Raw genomic sequence first — 12,883 nt, 5'->3', positions numbered from 1 at the left:
CTCAGACGGAGGGCGAGGCGGAACTGGCGCGGCTTGCCGCCACGAGCTGCCCGTCCGGCTGAGCCGTCAGCCGAGAAGCGCGAGGCCGGGGAAGGTTTCAAGAAGCCAGTAGGAAAACTGGCTGAACCCGCCCGTGAGCATCAGGAGCCCGATGGTCCACAGGAGAAGCCCCATGATCCGCTCGATGCGGTCCATGTGACGCTTGAGGAAGGCCATGGCGCCCTTCAGGCGCGGGAAGAAGGCTGCGACCAGCAGGAACGGGATGCCGAGCCCGATGGCATAGACGGCGAGCAGCGCCGTGCCGCGACCGATCGAGCCGTCCTGTGCCGCGAGGGCGAGGATCATGCCGAGCTGCGGGCCGATACAGGGCGTCCAGCCGAAGGCGAAGGCGAGGCCGAGGAGGTAGGCGCCGAAGGCGGAGCCGCCCCGATCGCCCGCGTCGAGCCGCGCCTCGCGGTTCAGGAACCCGATGCGGATGACCCCGAGGAAATGCGCGCCGAACACCATCACCACGATGCCGGCAAGCGTATTGAACCAACCCTGGTTCTGGAGGAAGAACTGACCGAAGGCCGAGGCGGTAAAGCCGAGGAAGAGGAAGACGGTCGAAAGCCCGAGCACGAAGAAGATGGCGGCCACCAGCGCGCGGTTGCGCCCCCGGCCCGCACCGCCAGTCCCCCCGCCCATCTCCGCCATGGTGATCCCGCCCATGTAGGCAAGATAGGGCGGCACGATCGGAAGCACGCAGGGGCTGAGAAACGACAGCACGCCCGCGAGGAGCGCGATCAGCGCGGCGAGCGCGAACCCCGCGTCCATGATGCCGGTTTCCAACATGGCCCACCTCTAGCGCAGCCGTCGGGTGCCGTCACGGGGGCATTCGGTCACGCAGCCGTCACAACCGCGTGGAACGGAAAACGCCGGGCGCTGAGGCCCGGCGTTTCCCCTTGGGTTTCGCGTCAGCGGCCGAGCGACCACCAGCCGCGCCGCTTGGGCTTGGCGGACTCGTCCGGCGCCGTGCTGTCCTCCGGATCGGGGACGAGCGCATCGGCCGTGGCCGCGGGTTCGGGCGAGGGCATCGGCGAAGGTGCCGGCGTCGGCTCGGGTACGGACGCGTCCGCAACCACGGGTTCCGGCGCTTCCGCCGGCGCGATCTCGGCAGGCGCGGCCTTGGCCTTCGCACGGCTCCGCGCGGGCTTCTTCACCGGTTCGGCTGCCGCTTCGGCAGCAGGTGCTTCCGTGGCGGGCGTTTCCCCGGCGGGCGGTTCCTCGGCCGCGGCCTTCTTCCGGCTCACCCGGCGCTTCGGTTTCGCCACGGCTTCCGCGGCAGGTTCGGACACCGCCGCGGCGGCCACCTCGGCAACCGGTTCCGGGGCGGCAACCGTGGCCTCCTCGACGGCGGCCTCGGCGGCGGCAGGTTCCGCGGACTTCGAGCGGCCACGCGACCGGCTGCGGCTGCGCCGAGACTTCGGCTTGTCACCGGCTTCCGGTTCACCCGCGGGCTCCGTCCCGGTTTCGGGCCCGGTCACCTCTTCGGTCGAGTCTCCGCCGCCTCCGGCCTGCACGGGCGCGCCTTCGGCCTGCTCGCTGCCGCCGCCCGGCTTCCGCCGCCGCCGACGACGGCGCTTCTTCTTCCGGCCCGGCTCGCCGTCGCCGGCCGCCTGGGGCGCTTCCGCCTCTTCCGCCTCGTCCTCGACAAGGTCCTCGACCTCGGTTTCGACCTCGATCGTGTCTTCTTCATCCTCCATCCGGAGCGCGTCGACCGAGACGACGGGGGCCGCGACCTCGGCGACGTGGCGCGTCGCGGTCTTGAACTTCTCGATCTCGTAGTCGGGGCTGACCATCGCCGGGACGGCTTCGAGCCGGATCGCCATGCCGTAGCGCCCCTCGATCTGCGCCAGATGCTCGCGCTTCTGGTTGATGAGGAAGTTGACGATGGCGACGGGCGCCTTCAGCAACACCTCGCGCGACCGCTTGCGCGTCCCCTCCTCTTCCAGCTGACGCAGGATCTGCAGGGAAAGGCTGTCGTCGGACCGGATGATGCCGGTGCCGTGGCAATGCGGACAGGGCGCGGTCGTCGATTCGATCATGCCCGGCCGCAGGCGCTGGCGGCTCATTTCCAGAAGCCCGAAACCCGAGATGCGGCCGACCTGGATTCGGGCTCGGTCGGTCTTGAGCTTTTCCTTCAGGCGCTTCTCGACCGACGCATTGTTCTTGCGCTCCTCCATGTCGATGAAGTCGATGACGATGAGGCCCGCGAGGTCGCGCAGACGGAGCTGGCGGGCGATTTCCTCCGCCGCCTCGAGGTTGGTCTTGAGCGCGGTTTCCTCGATCGAGCCTTCCTTGGTCGAGCGGCCCGAGTTCACGTCGATGGCGACAAGCGCCTCGGTGATGCCGATGACGATGTAGCCACCGGAACGGAGCTGCACCGTCGGGTTGAACATCGCGCCGAGGTAGGTCTCCACCTGGTAGCGGGCGAAGAGCGGAAGCGGCTCGTTGTAGAGCTTCACGTTCTTGGCGTGGGACGGCATGATCATCTTCATGAAGTCCTTGGCCGCGCGATAACCCTTGTCGCCCTCGACCAGCACCTCGTCGATGTCCTTCGAATAAAGGTCGCGGATCGACCGCTTGATGAGGTCGCCTTCCTCGTAGATCGGCGCCGGCGCGATCGACTTCAGCGTCAGGTCGCGGATCTGTTCCCAGAGCCGCATCAGGTATTCGTAGTCGCGCTTGATCTCCGCCTTGGTGCGCTGGCTGCCGGCGGTGCGGATGATGAGACCGGCGCCATCGGGCACCTCGATCTCGCCGGCGATCTCCTTCAGCTTCTTGCGGTCGGCGGCGTTGGTGATCTTGCGAGAGATGCCGCCGCCGCGGGCGGTGTTGGGCATCAGGACGCAGTAGCGGCCGGCGAGGCTGAGGTAGGTGGTGAGTGCGGCGCCCTTGTTGCCGCGCTCCTCCTTGACGACCTGGACCAGCATGATCTGCCGGACCTTGACCACTTCCTGGATCTTGTATTTCCGCGGCCGCGGCTTGCGCTGCGTCCGGATTTCCTCTGCCACGTCCTCCTCGGCCACGGATTCGATCTCGTCGTCGGTCTCGGAGGCGTGGTCGGCCGCGACATAGGGCTCCTCGCGCTCGGCCGCGGGCTCCTCGGCCCGAGGTTCGGCGCTCGGCCCGGCCTGTGTTTCGACCTGTGCGGGGGCAGCGGCGGGTTCCACCGCCTCGGCCTCTTCGCTCAGATCGACCACAGCCATGCCGGGGATGTCGTCACTGGTCGCCACGGCATCGATCGGAGCGGCCTTCTCGGCCCTCGCGGCCGGACGATTGCGGCGACGTCCGCGGCCGTTCTCCTCGGCCTCCATCGCCTCGGCATAAGCGCGTTCCTCGGCCAGAAGCGCCTGCCGGTCGGCGACCGGGATCTGGTAATAGTCGGGGTGGATTTCCGAGAATGCGAGGAAGCCGTGGCGGTTTCCGCCGTAGTCGACGAAGGCTGCCTGCAGCGAGGGCTCGACCCGCGTGATCTTCGCTAGATAGATGTTGCCGGCAAGCTGGCGCTTGTTGACGGTCTCGAAGTCGAATTCCTCGACCTTGTTTCCGTCCACCACCACGACGCGGGTCTCTTCCGCGTGGGTGGCATCGATGAGCATTTTCTTGGCCATGTAAACTTTCCGAACGCCGGCGGCGGCCCGGACCTTGCGGCGCGGACGGCAGGACGGCGGTCAATATCTGGAGCGACGGACGGCGCGGAAACAGCGGAGGCGGCCAAGGGCCTGCCTGTCATCCGCTGCTCGGTCCGCACGCGTTTCATCGCGGTTCTTTCCCAGGCGCCCCATGGGCGCCCAACTCGGGCCCCGGGCCTTCCGGACAGGGGCAAATTGCGGCCTTGCGGCCAGTCGGCCTGCCCCTTCCGGCGCCGGGCATGCCTGCCGCGGCGGTGGTCGGGACAGTGAATCTGATGAGCCGCGTCGCGCATTGGGGGGCACGACATCGACGTCCCGTGACTTTAGCGGGGAAGGGCAGTCAAACACAATCGGTTTTTCCTCCCGCCCTGCCGCTACGGCAGGCGGACGGGCCGCACGCCCTTCTCGGCAATCCGTTTAGCGGCTGATCCCGATCACGACAGCGTGATCACACTTTGCTAGGGTGCGATTCGGGAACGCGCATCGGAAACCTCGGAATGGGTGGGTGACATGCGCAGGATACTGACGGGAGTCGCGGCGGCGGGCTGGGTGGCCGCGACGATATTGGCACTGGCCGCGGAACGCGCGGCAGCGGAGGAGAAACACGACTACGAGCACGGTGCGGAGGCGCAGGCGTTCATCCATGCCGCGCCCGCCGAGCCGTCGGAACCATGGACCCTCGCCGCGGGCGGCCGCATCTACGACAATTGGTGGGAGGCGCTAGATCGCGAGAAACCGGAGGGCACCCATCCGTCCTATCCGGCCGCGGGCGAACAGTCCGGACCGGATACCTGGCGCTGCAAGGAGTGTCATGGCTGGGATTACCGGGGCACGGCCGGCATCTATCGCAAGGGCAGCCATCACACCGGGATCAAGGGGATAGACGGGGCCCTCGGCAAGCCGGAGGCGGAGATCGCCGCCCTTCTGCGCGCGCCCTTGCACGGCTACACGCCCGAGATGATCACCGACGAGGAGCTTGCCCGGGTGGCGGCCTTCGTGTCCAGCGGCCAGGTCGACGTCAGCGTCATCGTGGACGGCGAGACGCGGGCGATCATCGCCGGCGACCCCGAGCGCGGGCGCGGCATCTTCCAGACCGTCTGCGCCGCCTGCCACGGCTTCGACGGACGCCGCTATGACTGGGGCAAGGACGGCGCCCATGCCTATGTCGGCACCGAGGCAGCAGATGTGCCCGACGAGGTGCTGCACAAGATCCTGAATGCCCACACGGGCGTCGAAATGGCGAACCTCAGGGCCTTTCCGCTCGACGCCGCCGTCGACGTCCTGAGCTATGCGGCGACGTTGCCGGTGGACTAGGTCCGCGGGAGGCCGGAGGGGCCGGGGAGCGGCCGGCGAGCGGCCCGGGGGGGACGCCGCCGCGCCCGGCCCCGGCCATGGCGGTCTTCGCCGCCAGAACCGGCCCCGGGCCCCGGGATGGTTCGCAGAGGTCTTGCGATAACTTCGCCGCGAAATCGCAAGCACGTCGCCGTCCCTGGGGTTGGCCGGGGGTGGAGGTGCGGCCGTACGGCCATTCGGCCGGACATCCGCACAACCCTTGCACGAAGCTCGGGCGCGTTGATCGGCAGAAGATCCTTCGGGTCGGCCGCGTTTGCGACGCTGAAACCGGCGTGGGTCGGCCTTGCCGGGGACGTATCGGCGAAAACTTTGGGCAATTTGTCCAAGGACCACGGCCGATGCGGCCGGGGGCGGCGGCCCGGGCGGCGCGAGGGCCAGGCCCGCGAGTGTCCGGTTTCGCTGTGACCGCAGAGGGTATTCGGATAGATTGACGGCCGTCGCGCGCGATGAGGCGCACGCCATCACAGGGAAGGTCTCACATGACACTGAAGGTGATTGGTAGCGGTTTTGGCAGGACAGGAACAATGTCGACCAAGATGGCGCTGGAACAACTTGGCTTCGGAACCTGCCATCACATGATCGAAGTCATGAACAATCCCGCGCAGCCGGCGCACTGGAAGGCCGTCGCCGCCGACGAGAAGGTCGACTGGTCGGATGTGTTCGCCGGATACGTGTCGCAGGTCGACTGGCCGGGGGCCGCCGTCTGGCCGGCGACTGCGGCCGCCTTTCCGGATGCGAAAGTGATCCACACCGAACGGCCCGAGGAGGACTGGTGGAACAGCTTCTCGAAGACGATCGGCAAGTTCTTCACCGTGTACCGTTCACTGCCCTTGCCACCCCATATCGCGACCATCATGGACACGATGGACGGCTGGTTCATCAAGGACATCTTCCACGGCGAGATCACGCGCGATGCCGCAATCGGCGCCTATCGCCGGAACAATCGGCGTGTCCGCGAGGAGATTCCCGCCGGCCGTCTGCTGGTGTTCGAAGTGGCGCAAGGCTGGGACCCGCTCTGCCGCTTCCTCGGCGTGCCGGTCCCGGCGTCGGATTTCCCGCGCAGCAATCACCGCGATGAATTCTGGGCGCATTTCGGTGGCGAACCCGATTCTGCCTGAACGGGCGGGGGTGGAGGTCGCGATCCGCGCCCCGCCTCCGACCCCCGTCGCGGTCAGAGATAGTCCGACCGCTGCAACCCGTATTTCGCCATCTTCTCGTTCAGCGTCCGGCGCGGCAGGCAAAGCTCGTCCATCACGGCGGTGATGGAGCCCTTGTGACGGCGCATCGTGTTGTCGATCAGCATCTTCTCGAAGCTCTCGACATATTCCTTCAGGGGCTTGCCCTCGGTGGTCATCGCCGGTCCGGCCTCCTCGTTCTCGGCCATGAGGAGCGAGGCGATGGAGCCGGAGCCGCGGCGGTTCTGCAGGACGGCCCGTTCGGCGACATTGATGAGCTGGCGCACATTGCCGGGCCAGGGCGCCTGCAGGAGCTGCGCGGCCTCCTGCGCCGTCACCTGGGGGGCATCGCAGCCGTATTCCTCGGCAAACTGCTCGGCAAGGCGCGTGAAGAGGGTCAGGATGTCCTCGCCGCGCGCCCGGAGCGGAGGCAGCACGATCTTCAGCGCGGCAAGGCGGAAATAGAGGTCCGGCCTCAAGGCATCCTCGACGGTGCGGCCCTGCTCGTGGTCGTTGCAGATTGCGATGATCCGCGTCTCGGCCGGTGTACCCTGTTCGTTGATGAAGGTGAGAAGCCGCGCCTGCAGCGGCTGGCTCAGCGCCTCGATGTCCTCGAGGACGAGCGTGCCGCCACGCGCTTCCTCGACGAGCGGGATCTGCCCGCCCTCGTCCATCGGCCCGAAGAGCCGGGTGGCGAGTTGGTCCTCCGACCAGGCGGCGCAGGAGATCACGACGAACTTCTTGCCGGCACGCGGGCCGACGGCGTGCAGCGCGTGGGCGACAAGCGTCTTTCCCGTCCCGGTCTCGCCGTCGATCAGGACGTGGCCATCGGCCTGGCCGAGGTCGAGGATATCCTCCCTCAGCCGTTCCATCGCCGGGGAGGTGCCGATCAGCTTCTTCATGATCGTCGAGCCGTCGGCAAGCTCGCGGCGCAGCGCGCGGTTGTCGAGCGTCATCCGCCGCGACTGGCTCGCGCGCTTGGCAAGATCCGTCATCTTGTCGGGGTTGAAGGGCTTTTCGAGAAAGTCGTAGGCGCCGATCCGCATCGCCTCCACCGCCATCGGCACGTCGCCGTGGCCGGTGATCATGATGACCGGCAGGCCCGAATCCACGCTCATCAGCTTCTTGAGGAAGGCCATTCCGTCCATCCCCGGCATCTTGATGTCCGAGACGACGACGCCCGGCCAGTCCTGCCCGATTGCCTTCAGCGCCTCTTCGGCGCTGGCATAGGTCTCGGTGTCGAAGCCGGAAAGCGCCAGCCACTGGCTGATCGACTGCCGCATGTCCTGTTCGTCATCGACGATGGCCACCTTCATCGTGCGCGCCATGGGTCACCTCATTCCGCAGCTTGCGTCTTCGCCGCCAATATGGGGAGCTGAACCTCGAACACAGCCCCCCCGCCCGGCGCATTGCGCGCCGTAAGCCGTCCGCCGAGGTCCTTCACGATGCCGGAGGAAATGGCAAGCCCGAGGCCGACGCCCTCGCCCGGCTTCTTCGTCGTGTAGAAGGGCTCGAACAGGTTGTCGAGATCGACGATCCCGTGGCCGTTGTCGCGCACCGCCAGCGTCGCCGTCTCACCCGCGGTCAGCAGGATCTCCACATGCGGCTCGACCGCGCCCCTGGTTGCGTCAAGCGCGTTGCGCAGGAGATTGATGATGACCTGTTCGAGCCGGACGCGGTCGGCCATCACCATCACCGGTGTCCTCGGCACCATCCGCGTGATCTTGATGGATCGTGTCCTGAGCGAGGGCTCCATCATCGACAAAGCCGAGGAAACAGAAGCTCTTACGTCCACCGGCTCGAAGGCCTCGCCGCCCTTGCGGGCATAGGACTTGAGCTGCCGGGTGATCGCGCCCATGCGTTCGATGAGATCATCGATGCGCTGGAACGAGGACAGCGCCTCCTCCGGCCGCTTGCGCTGGAGAAGGAGGCGCGCACCGGCGAGATAGGTTTTCATCGCGGCCAGCGGCTGGTTCAGCTCGTGGCTCACCGCGGCCGACATCTCGCCGAGCGCCGCGAGCTTGGAGGACTGGGCGATGGTCTGTTCGGCCACGGCAAGGTCCTTCTGCACCTTCTCGCGTTCGGCGATTTCCCGCTGCAAGCGCAGATTGAGCTGGCGCAGTTCCGCCGACTCGCGCCGGAACATCGCGCTCTGGCTGCGGGCGCGGCGGGAGAGAAGGTAGAAGATCAGCGCGAGTAGGACCGCAAAGCCCATGATCTCCAGCGCAAGGACGGCGTTCACCTTCTCGCGGATGGCGGCATAGGTCGTGAAGCTGGTGATCCGCCAGCCGTGGAACGGGATGCGCGCATCGGTGCGCATCACGGCCTCGCCGCCCACATAGGCGTCGGGCGGGTCGTTGGCCCAGTCCGCAGTCACCCGGAAGGCCCGTTCGAGCGCCGAGGGCGGCATCCGCGCCAGCGCCTCGGCCAGAACCTGGCCACGCCAGCGCGGCTCGGTGGTCAGGATCACGCGGTTCTCGCTGTCGGTGATCGCAACAGCTTCGGATATGCCGGCCCAGCTGCGCTCGAATTTCTGCAGTTCGACGCCCACGACGATGACGCCGATGAGCTGGCCTTCGGACAGGATCGCGCGGGAATAGCTGAACTCGTAGCCGCCGCTCGGACTCTCGTCCAGGGTGAAGACGGTTTCCTTCGACCGCTGGGCATTGACGAAATGGCCGAGCGTCGAGTGGTTGGAACCGATCTCGGTCCGGTCGGTCGCCGCCACCGTGCGGCCAGTGTCGTCGAGAAGCTGGATCGACGCCGCGCCGATCTCGGCCTGGGCCGAGATAAGGCGCTGCGAGGTCGTCGCATAGTCGCCGGTGTTGAGAGACGAGATCAGTGCGGGGTCGCGGGCCAGCAGCAGCGGCACCACCGCGGTGCGCTGCAGCTCGCTCATGATATGGCCGGTGTAGAGCGCGAGACGGACATCTGCCCGGTTCCGCGTGGTTTCCGCGAAGCGATCCGAGAGAAACGCGTTCGTGAACCAGATGACCGACACGGCGGCGGCGATGAAGGCGATGACGAGCGCGCGAAGCCACCAGGGGTTGCCGGGCGCGACGAGCCCGGAGGACTCGGCGACGAGCGGAACGATGAGGGGCGCCGCCGCGCCCTCGTCCGTTCCGGCCGCAGGGGCGGACGGGACGGCGGTCTGCGGGAGGTCGTCGGACTGAGGTGTCTCGGCCATGGCGCCAGTCTAGGCCCCGCCGCGCGGGCCGACAAGCATTGCGCGGGAAAGGCCCCGTCAGGCGGTAGCGAGGGCCGCCGTCAGCGAGCGGAAAAGCGCCACCCCGTCGGTGGAGCCATGGGCGGCTTCGGCCGCGCGTTCGGGATGCGGCATCATGCCCAGCACACGGCGATTTTCCGAGAGTACGCCGGCAATGTCGGCGGTGGCGCCGTTGGGGTTCTCGACATAGGTGAAGGCGATGCGGTCCTCGCCCTTCAGCCGGGCGAGCCCTTCGGCGTCGATCGTGTAGTTGCCATCGTGATGGGCAACCGGGACGGCGGCGGTGTCACCCTTGGCCCAGGCGTTGGTGAAGGGGCTACGGGCAGTCTCGACCCGCAGGCGCACGGTCTTGCAGACGAAGCGGAGCCCGGCATTGCGCATCAGGACCCCGGGCAGGAGGCCGGTTTCGGTCAGTACCTGGAAGCCGTTGCAGATGCCGATGGCATGGCCACCCGCATGGACGAAGTCGGCGACCGAGCGCATGACGGGCGAACGCGCTGCGATGGCGCCGCAGCGCAGGTAATCGCCGAAGGAGAAGCCGCCGGGGATCCCGACGATGTCTAGGCCCCGGGGCAGTTCCGCGTCCTTGTGCCAGACCTTAGTCACTTTCGCGCCGGCCCGTTCGAAGGCCACGGCGAGGTCGCGGTCGCAGTTCGAACCGGGGAAGGTGATGACGGCGGCTTTCACGGGCGATCCTCCGGGCGCGGGCAGGGATGGCCGGGAAATAGCGCAAACGCCCTGCGGTGGGAAGCGGCGGATTTGGCTGCGGCCCACCCTCCGGAGTATTCCGGCATGGAAGACGCCTCAGCGCGCGAAATCCGTGATGACGGCAACCCCGGGCGGTGCCGGGCGGTCGAAGGCCGCGAGTTCCGCCGAGGCATCGGAAAGCGCGACCCGGCGGGCAATCAGCGGGGAAAGGTCAAGCCGCCCCGTCTCGATCAGCGAGAAGAGGCTCGGGTAGCGCCAGGCAGGCATCCCGCGCGTGCCGTAAAGCGCGAGCTGCCCCGAGTAGAGGACGTCCATCGGCAGCGTCATGGCCGCGTGCGCTCCCGCGGGCATCCCGATCTGCACCATCCGTCCGAGCTTCCGGAGCGACCGCATCGCGGCCACGGTGGTTTCGGCACGTCCCAGCGCCTCGATGGCGACATCGGCGCCGCCGCTGGTGATCGCGCGCACCGCCTCGGCCGCATCGGTTGCGCCGGCATTCACGGTGGCGTCGGCGCCGTGGGCCGCCGCGTGGGCGAGCTTTTCGGCGACGACATCCACCATCACGGTGCGGGCGCCGAGCGCGCGGGCGAGGAGCATCGCCGAGAGCCCTACCCCGCCGGTGCCGAAGACCGCCAGCCATTCGCCGGGCTTCAGAGCAGCACGGCCGGTCAACGCGTGCCAGGCGGTCGTCACCCGGCAACCGAGCGCGGCGGCGAGCGCGGGTTCCATCGCCTCCGGCAGGCGGGCAAGATTCACGTCGGCGCGGGCGACCGCGATCCTTTCGGCGAAGGCGCCGGGATGGGTGAAGCCGGGAACGATCTGGGTCGGACAGGTCGTCTGCTCGCCGGCCGCGCAGGCGGCGCACTGGCCGCAGGCAAGGATGAAGGGCGCGATCACCCGGTCGCCGCGCTTCCAGCGGCTGACGCGGGGGCCCGCCTCCTCCACCACGCCGCAGAATTCGTGGCCGGGAATCTGCGGCAGCACCACGTCGGGGTCCGAGCCCGTCCAGGCATGCCAGTCGGACCGGCAGATGCCGCAGGCGAGGAGCGAAAGGACGACACCGTCGTCAGGGCAGCAGGGTTCGGGCCAGTCGGTCAGGTCGAGGGGGGCGCGGTACTTCGTCAGGACCGCGGCGCGCATCAGGCGACTTCGACGCTGTATTTCTCGATCACGGTATTGGCGAGGAGCTTCTCGCACATCGCCTTCACCTCGGCCTCGGCGGCGGCCTTGTCGGTCGCGGCAAGGTCAAGTTCGATCACCTTGCCCTGACGCACCGCCTCCACGTTCCGGAACCCGAGCGTGCCGAGCGCGTGCTTCACCGCCTCGCCCTGCGGGTCGAGGACGCCGTCCTTCAGCATGACATGGACACGGGCTTTCATCGTCATGGGCGGCGGGCCTTTCAGTTGATGAGCGTCGGTTTGCCGATATGGGTGGCCTGCGTCGGCAGGACACCGAGGCGGCGGGCGACCTCGGAATAGGCGTCGGTAAGCGAGCCGAGATCGCGGCGGAAGACGTCCTTGTCGAACTTCTGGCCGGTCTTCATGTCCCAGAGCCGGCAGCTGTCCGGGCTGATCTCGTCGGCCACGATGAGCCGCATGAAGTCGCCGTCCCAGATCCGCCCGATCTCGATCTTGAAATCGACGAGCTTGATGCCGACGCCGAAGAAGACGCCCGAGAGGAAGTCGTTCACCCTGAGCGCGAGGCTGACGATGTCGTCCATGTCCTGCTGGGAGGCCCAGCCGAAGGCGAGGATGTATTCCTCGCTGACCATCGGGTCGCCGAGGGCGTCGTTCTTGTAGCTGTATTCGACGATCGGGCGCGGCAGCGGCGTGCCCTCCTCCATCCCCAGCCGCTTGGAGATCGAGCCGGCGGCGAAATTGCGCACGATCACCTCGAGCGGGATGATCTCCACCTGCCGGATCAGCTGCTCGCGCATGTTGATGCGGCGGATGAAGTGGTTCGGGATGCCGATGTTGGTCAGCCCGGTCATGAAGAATTCGCTGAGGCGGTTGTTCAGGACGCCCTTGCCCTCGATCGTCGCCTTCTTCTGGGCGTTGAAGGCGGTGGCGTCATCCTTGAAATACTGGATGAAGGTGCCGGGCTCCGGGCCCTCGTAGAGGATCTTGGCCTTGCCTTCGTAGATCTTCTTGCGACGTGGTGCCATGAAAGCTCCGTTCCGGGGGCGCGGACAGCGGGGCCGCGCGCGTCTCAAGCGCCCTATAGGGCATGGGACCCCCTGCCGCAAGCCATAGCCCGGCGCCGCCCGCGAGAGGGCTTGCGAAGGCCGGACGCGGCGGGCATATGGAACGGGAATGAACCTTTCCAGACGGGGGCCCGAGATGACCACCTTCGACGACCGCGAGAACGCTTTCGAGGCGAAGTTCGCCCATGACGAAGAGATGAAGTTCAAGGCCGAAGCGCGGCGCAACAAGCTCGTCGGTCTCTGGGCGGCAGGCCTGCTCGGCAAGTCCGACGAGGAAGCCGCAGCCTATGCGAAAGAGGTGATCGCGGCAGACTTCCAGGAAGCGGGCGAGGAAGATGTCTTCCGCAAGCTTTCCTCCGACCTCGGCGCGAAGTCCGATGCGGCGACGATCCGCGCCAAGATGGCCGAACTCATGGTCGAGGCGAAGCGCCAGCTCATGAACGAGGCCTGATCGGGCGCGGGGGGCCGGCCCGGCCGGCGTTAAACCGATGTGAACCCGACTGGCCCTAGACCGTCCGCCTGAGATGGCGGAGGGCAGGATGGC

General features: G+C 67.6%; 11 protein-coding genes. 3 read left to right on the top strand and 8 right to left on the bottom strand.

Going from position 1 to position 12,883, the window contains the following annotated elements:
• Positions 1–66: 66 nt before the first annotated feature.
• Together ACMUOO_RS14490 and ACMUOO_RS14485 are read right to left on the bottom strand one after the other, a co-directional pair.
• Positions 67–831: a cytochrome c biogenesis CcdA family protein gene (locus ACMUOO_RS14490; RefSeq protein WP_413855642.1), complete on the bottom strand. Its 765-nt coding sequence runs from the start codon at positions 829–831 to the stop codon at positions 67–69.
• Between the two features lie 122 nt (positions 832–953).
• Entirely contained in the window at positions 954–3,653 is a 2,700-nt protein-coding gene (locus ACMUOO_RS14485) for an Rne/Rng family ribonuclease (RefSeq protein WP_301918887.1), read from the bottom strand.
• Between the two features lie 531 nt (positions 3,654–4,184).
• Between ACMUOO_RS14485 and ACMUOO_RS14480 the strand changes: the two genes are divergently transcribed.
• Together ACMUOO_RS14480 and ACMUOO_RS14475 are read left to right on the top strand one after the other, a co-directional pair.
• On the top strand, positions 4,185–4,988 hold the full coding sequence (locus ACMUOO_RS14480) for a hypothetical protein (protein ID WP_301918886.1): 804 nt from the start codon (positions 4,185–4,187) through the stop codon (positions 4,986–4,988).
• A gap of 518 nt (positions 4,989–5,506) precedes the next feature.
• The gene (locus ACMUOO_RS14475; RefSeq protein WP_301918885.1) at positions 5,507–6,145 is read left to right on the top strand and encodes a sulfotransferase family protein; all 639 of its coding nucleotides are present in this window, start codon (positions 5,507–5,509) and stop codon (positions 6,143–6,145) included.
• Between the two features lie 53 nt (positions 6,146–6,198).
• On the opposite strand, the gene ACMUOO_RS14470 is transcribed toward ACMUOO_RS14475, so the two are convergent.
• From ACMUOO_RS14470 to purC, 6 genes are all read right to left on the bottom strand, one after another.
• Positions 6,199–7,530 carry a sigma-54-dependent transcriptional regulator gene (locus tag ACMUOO_RS14470; RefSeq protein ID WP_301918884.1) on the bottom strand — a complete coding sequence of 444 codons (1,332 nt, stop codon included), beginning with the start codon at positions 7,528–7,530 and terminating at the stop codon, positions 6,199–6,201.
• An 8-nt stretch (positions 7,531–7,538) separates the two neighbouring features.
• Positions 7,539–9,389 (bottom strand): sensor histidine kinase, encoded by a 1,851-nt coding sequence (locus tag ACMUOO_RS14465; protein ID WP_301918883.1) that lies wholly within the window; start codon positions 9,387–9,389, stop codon positions 7,539–7,541.
• Between the two features lie 57 nt (positions 9,390–9,446).
• Positions 9,447–10,115 carry a phosphoribosylformylglycinamidine synthase subunit PurQ gene (purQ, locus tag ACMUOO_RS14460; protein ID WP_301918882.1) on the bottom strand — a complete coding sequence of 223 codons (669 nt, stop codon included), beginning with the start codon at positions 10,113–10,115 and terminating at the stop codon, positions 9,447–9,449.
• A gap of 117 nt (positions 10,116–10,232) precedes the next feature.
• On the bottom strand, positions 10,233–11,276 hold the full coding sequence (locus tag ACMUOO_RS14455; protein WP_301918881.1) for an alcohol dehydrogenase catalytic domain-containing protein: 1,044 nt from the start codon (positions 11,274–11,276) through the stop codon (positions 10,233–10,235).
• Positions 11,276–11,515 carry a phosphoribosylformylglycinamidine synthase subunit PurS gene (gene purS, locus ACMUOO_RS14450; RefSeq protein WP_301918930.1) on the bottom strand — a complete coding sequence of 80 codons (240 nt, stop codon included), beginning with the start codon at positions 11,513–11,515 and terminating at the stop codon, positions 11,276–11,278. The genes ACMUOO_RS14455 and purS overlap by 1 nt, the downstream gene beginning before the upstream one ends.
• A gap of 20 nt (positions 11,516–11,535) precedes the next feature.
• A complete protein-coding gene (gene purC, locus ACMUOO_RS14445; RefSeq protein ID WP_301918880.1) occupies positions 11,536–12,300 on the bottom strand; it encodes a phosphoribosylaminoimidazolesuccinocarboxamide synthase in 765 nt (254 codons plus the stop codon).
• Positions 12,301–12,475: 175 nt separating this feature from the next.
• Between purC and ACMUOO_RS14440 the strand changes: the two genes are divergently transcribed.
• Positions 12,476–12,790 (top strand): DUF1476 domain-containing protein, encoded by a 315-nt coding sequence (locus tag ACMUOO_RS14440; protein ID WP_301918879.1) that lies wholly within the window; start codon positions 12,476–12,478, stop codon positions 12,788–12,790.
• The last annotated feature ends 93 nt before the right edge of the window (positions 12,791–12,883 follow it).

The sequence above is a fragment of the Albidovulum sp. genome, assembly GCF_041919395.1.
Classification (GTDB): domain Bacteria; phylum Pseudomonadota; class Alphaproteobacteria; order Rhodobacterales; family Rhodobacteraceae; genus Albidovulum.
The sequence above is the reverse complement of the archived record's forward strand: the minus strand, read 5'-3'. Positions and strand labels throughout refer to the sequence as shown.

Coding starts and splice junctions, on each gene's coding strand:
- ACMUOO_RS14490 (WP_413855642.1), bottom strand. CDS start 831: ATGTTGGAAACCGGCATCATGGACGCGGGGTTCGCGCTCGCCGCGCTG.
- ACMUOO_RS14485 (WP_301918887.1), bottom strand. CDS start 3,653: ATGGCCAAGAAAATGCTCATCGATGCCACCCACGCGGAAGAGACCCGC.
- ACMUOO_RS14480 (WP_301918886.1), top strand. CDS start 4,185: ATGCGCAGGATACTGACGGGAGTCGCGGCGGCGGGCTGGGTGGCCGCG.
- ACMUOO_RS14475 (WP_301918885.1), top strand. CDS start 5,507: ATGACACTGAAGGTGATTGGTAGCGGTTTTGGCAGGACAGGAACAATG.
- ACMUOO_RS14470 (WP_301918884.1), bottom strand. CDS start 7,530: ATGGCGCGCACGATGAAGGTGGCCATCGTCGATGACGAACAGGACATG.
- ACMUOO_RS14465 (WP_301918883.1), bottom strand. CDS start 9,389: ATGGCCGAGACACCTCAGTCCGACGACCTCCCGCAGACCGCCGTCCCG.
- ACMUOO_RS14455 (WP_301918881.1), bottom strand. CDS start 11,276: ATGCGCGCCGCGGTCCTGACGAAGTACCGCGCCCCCCTCGACCTGACC.
- purS (WP_301918930.1), bottom strand. CDS start 11,515: ATGAAAGCCCGTGTCCATGTCATGCTGAAGGACGGCGTCCTCGACCCG.
- purC (WP_301918880.1), bottom strand. CDS start 12,300: ATGGCACCACGTCGCAAGAAGATCTACGAAGGCAAGGCCAAGATCCTC.
- ACMUOO_RS14440 (WP_301918879.1), top strand. CDS start 12,476: ATGACCACCTTCGACGACCGCGAGAACGCTTTCGAGGCGAAGTTCGCC.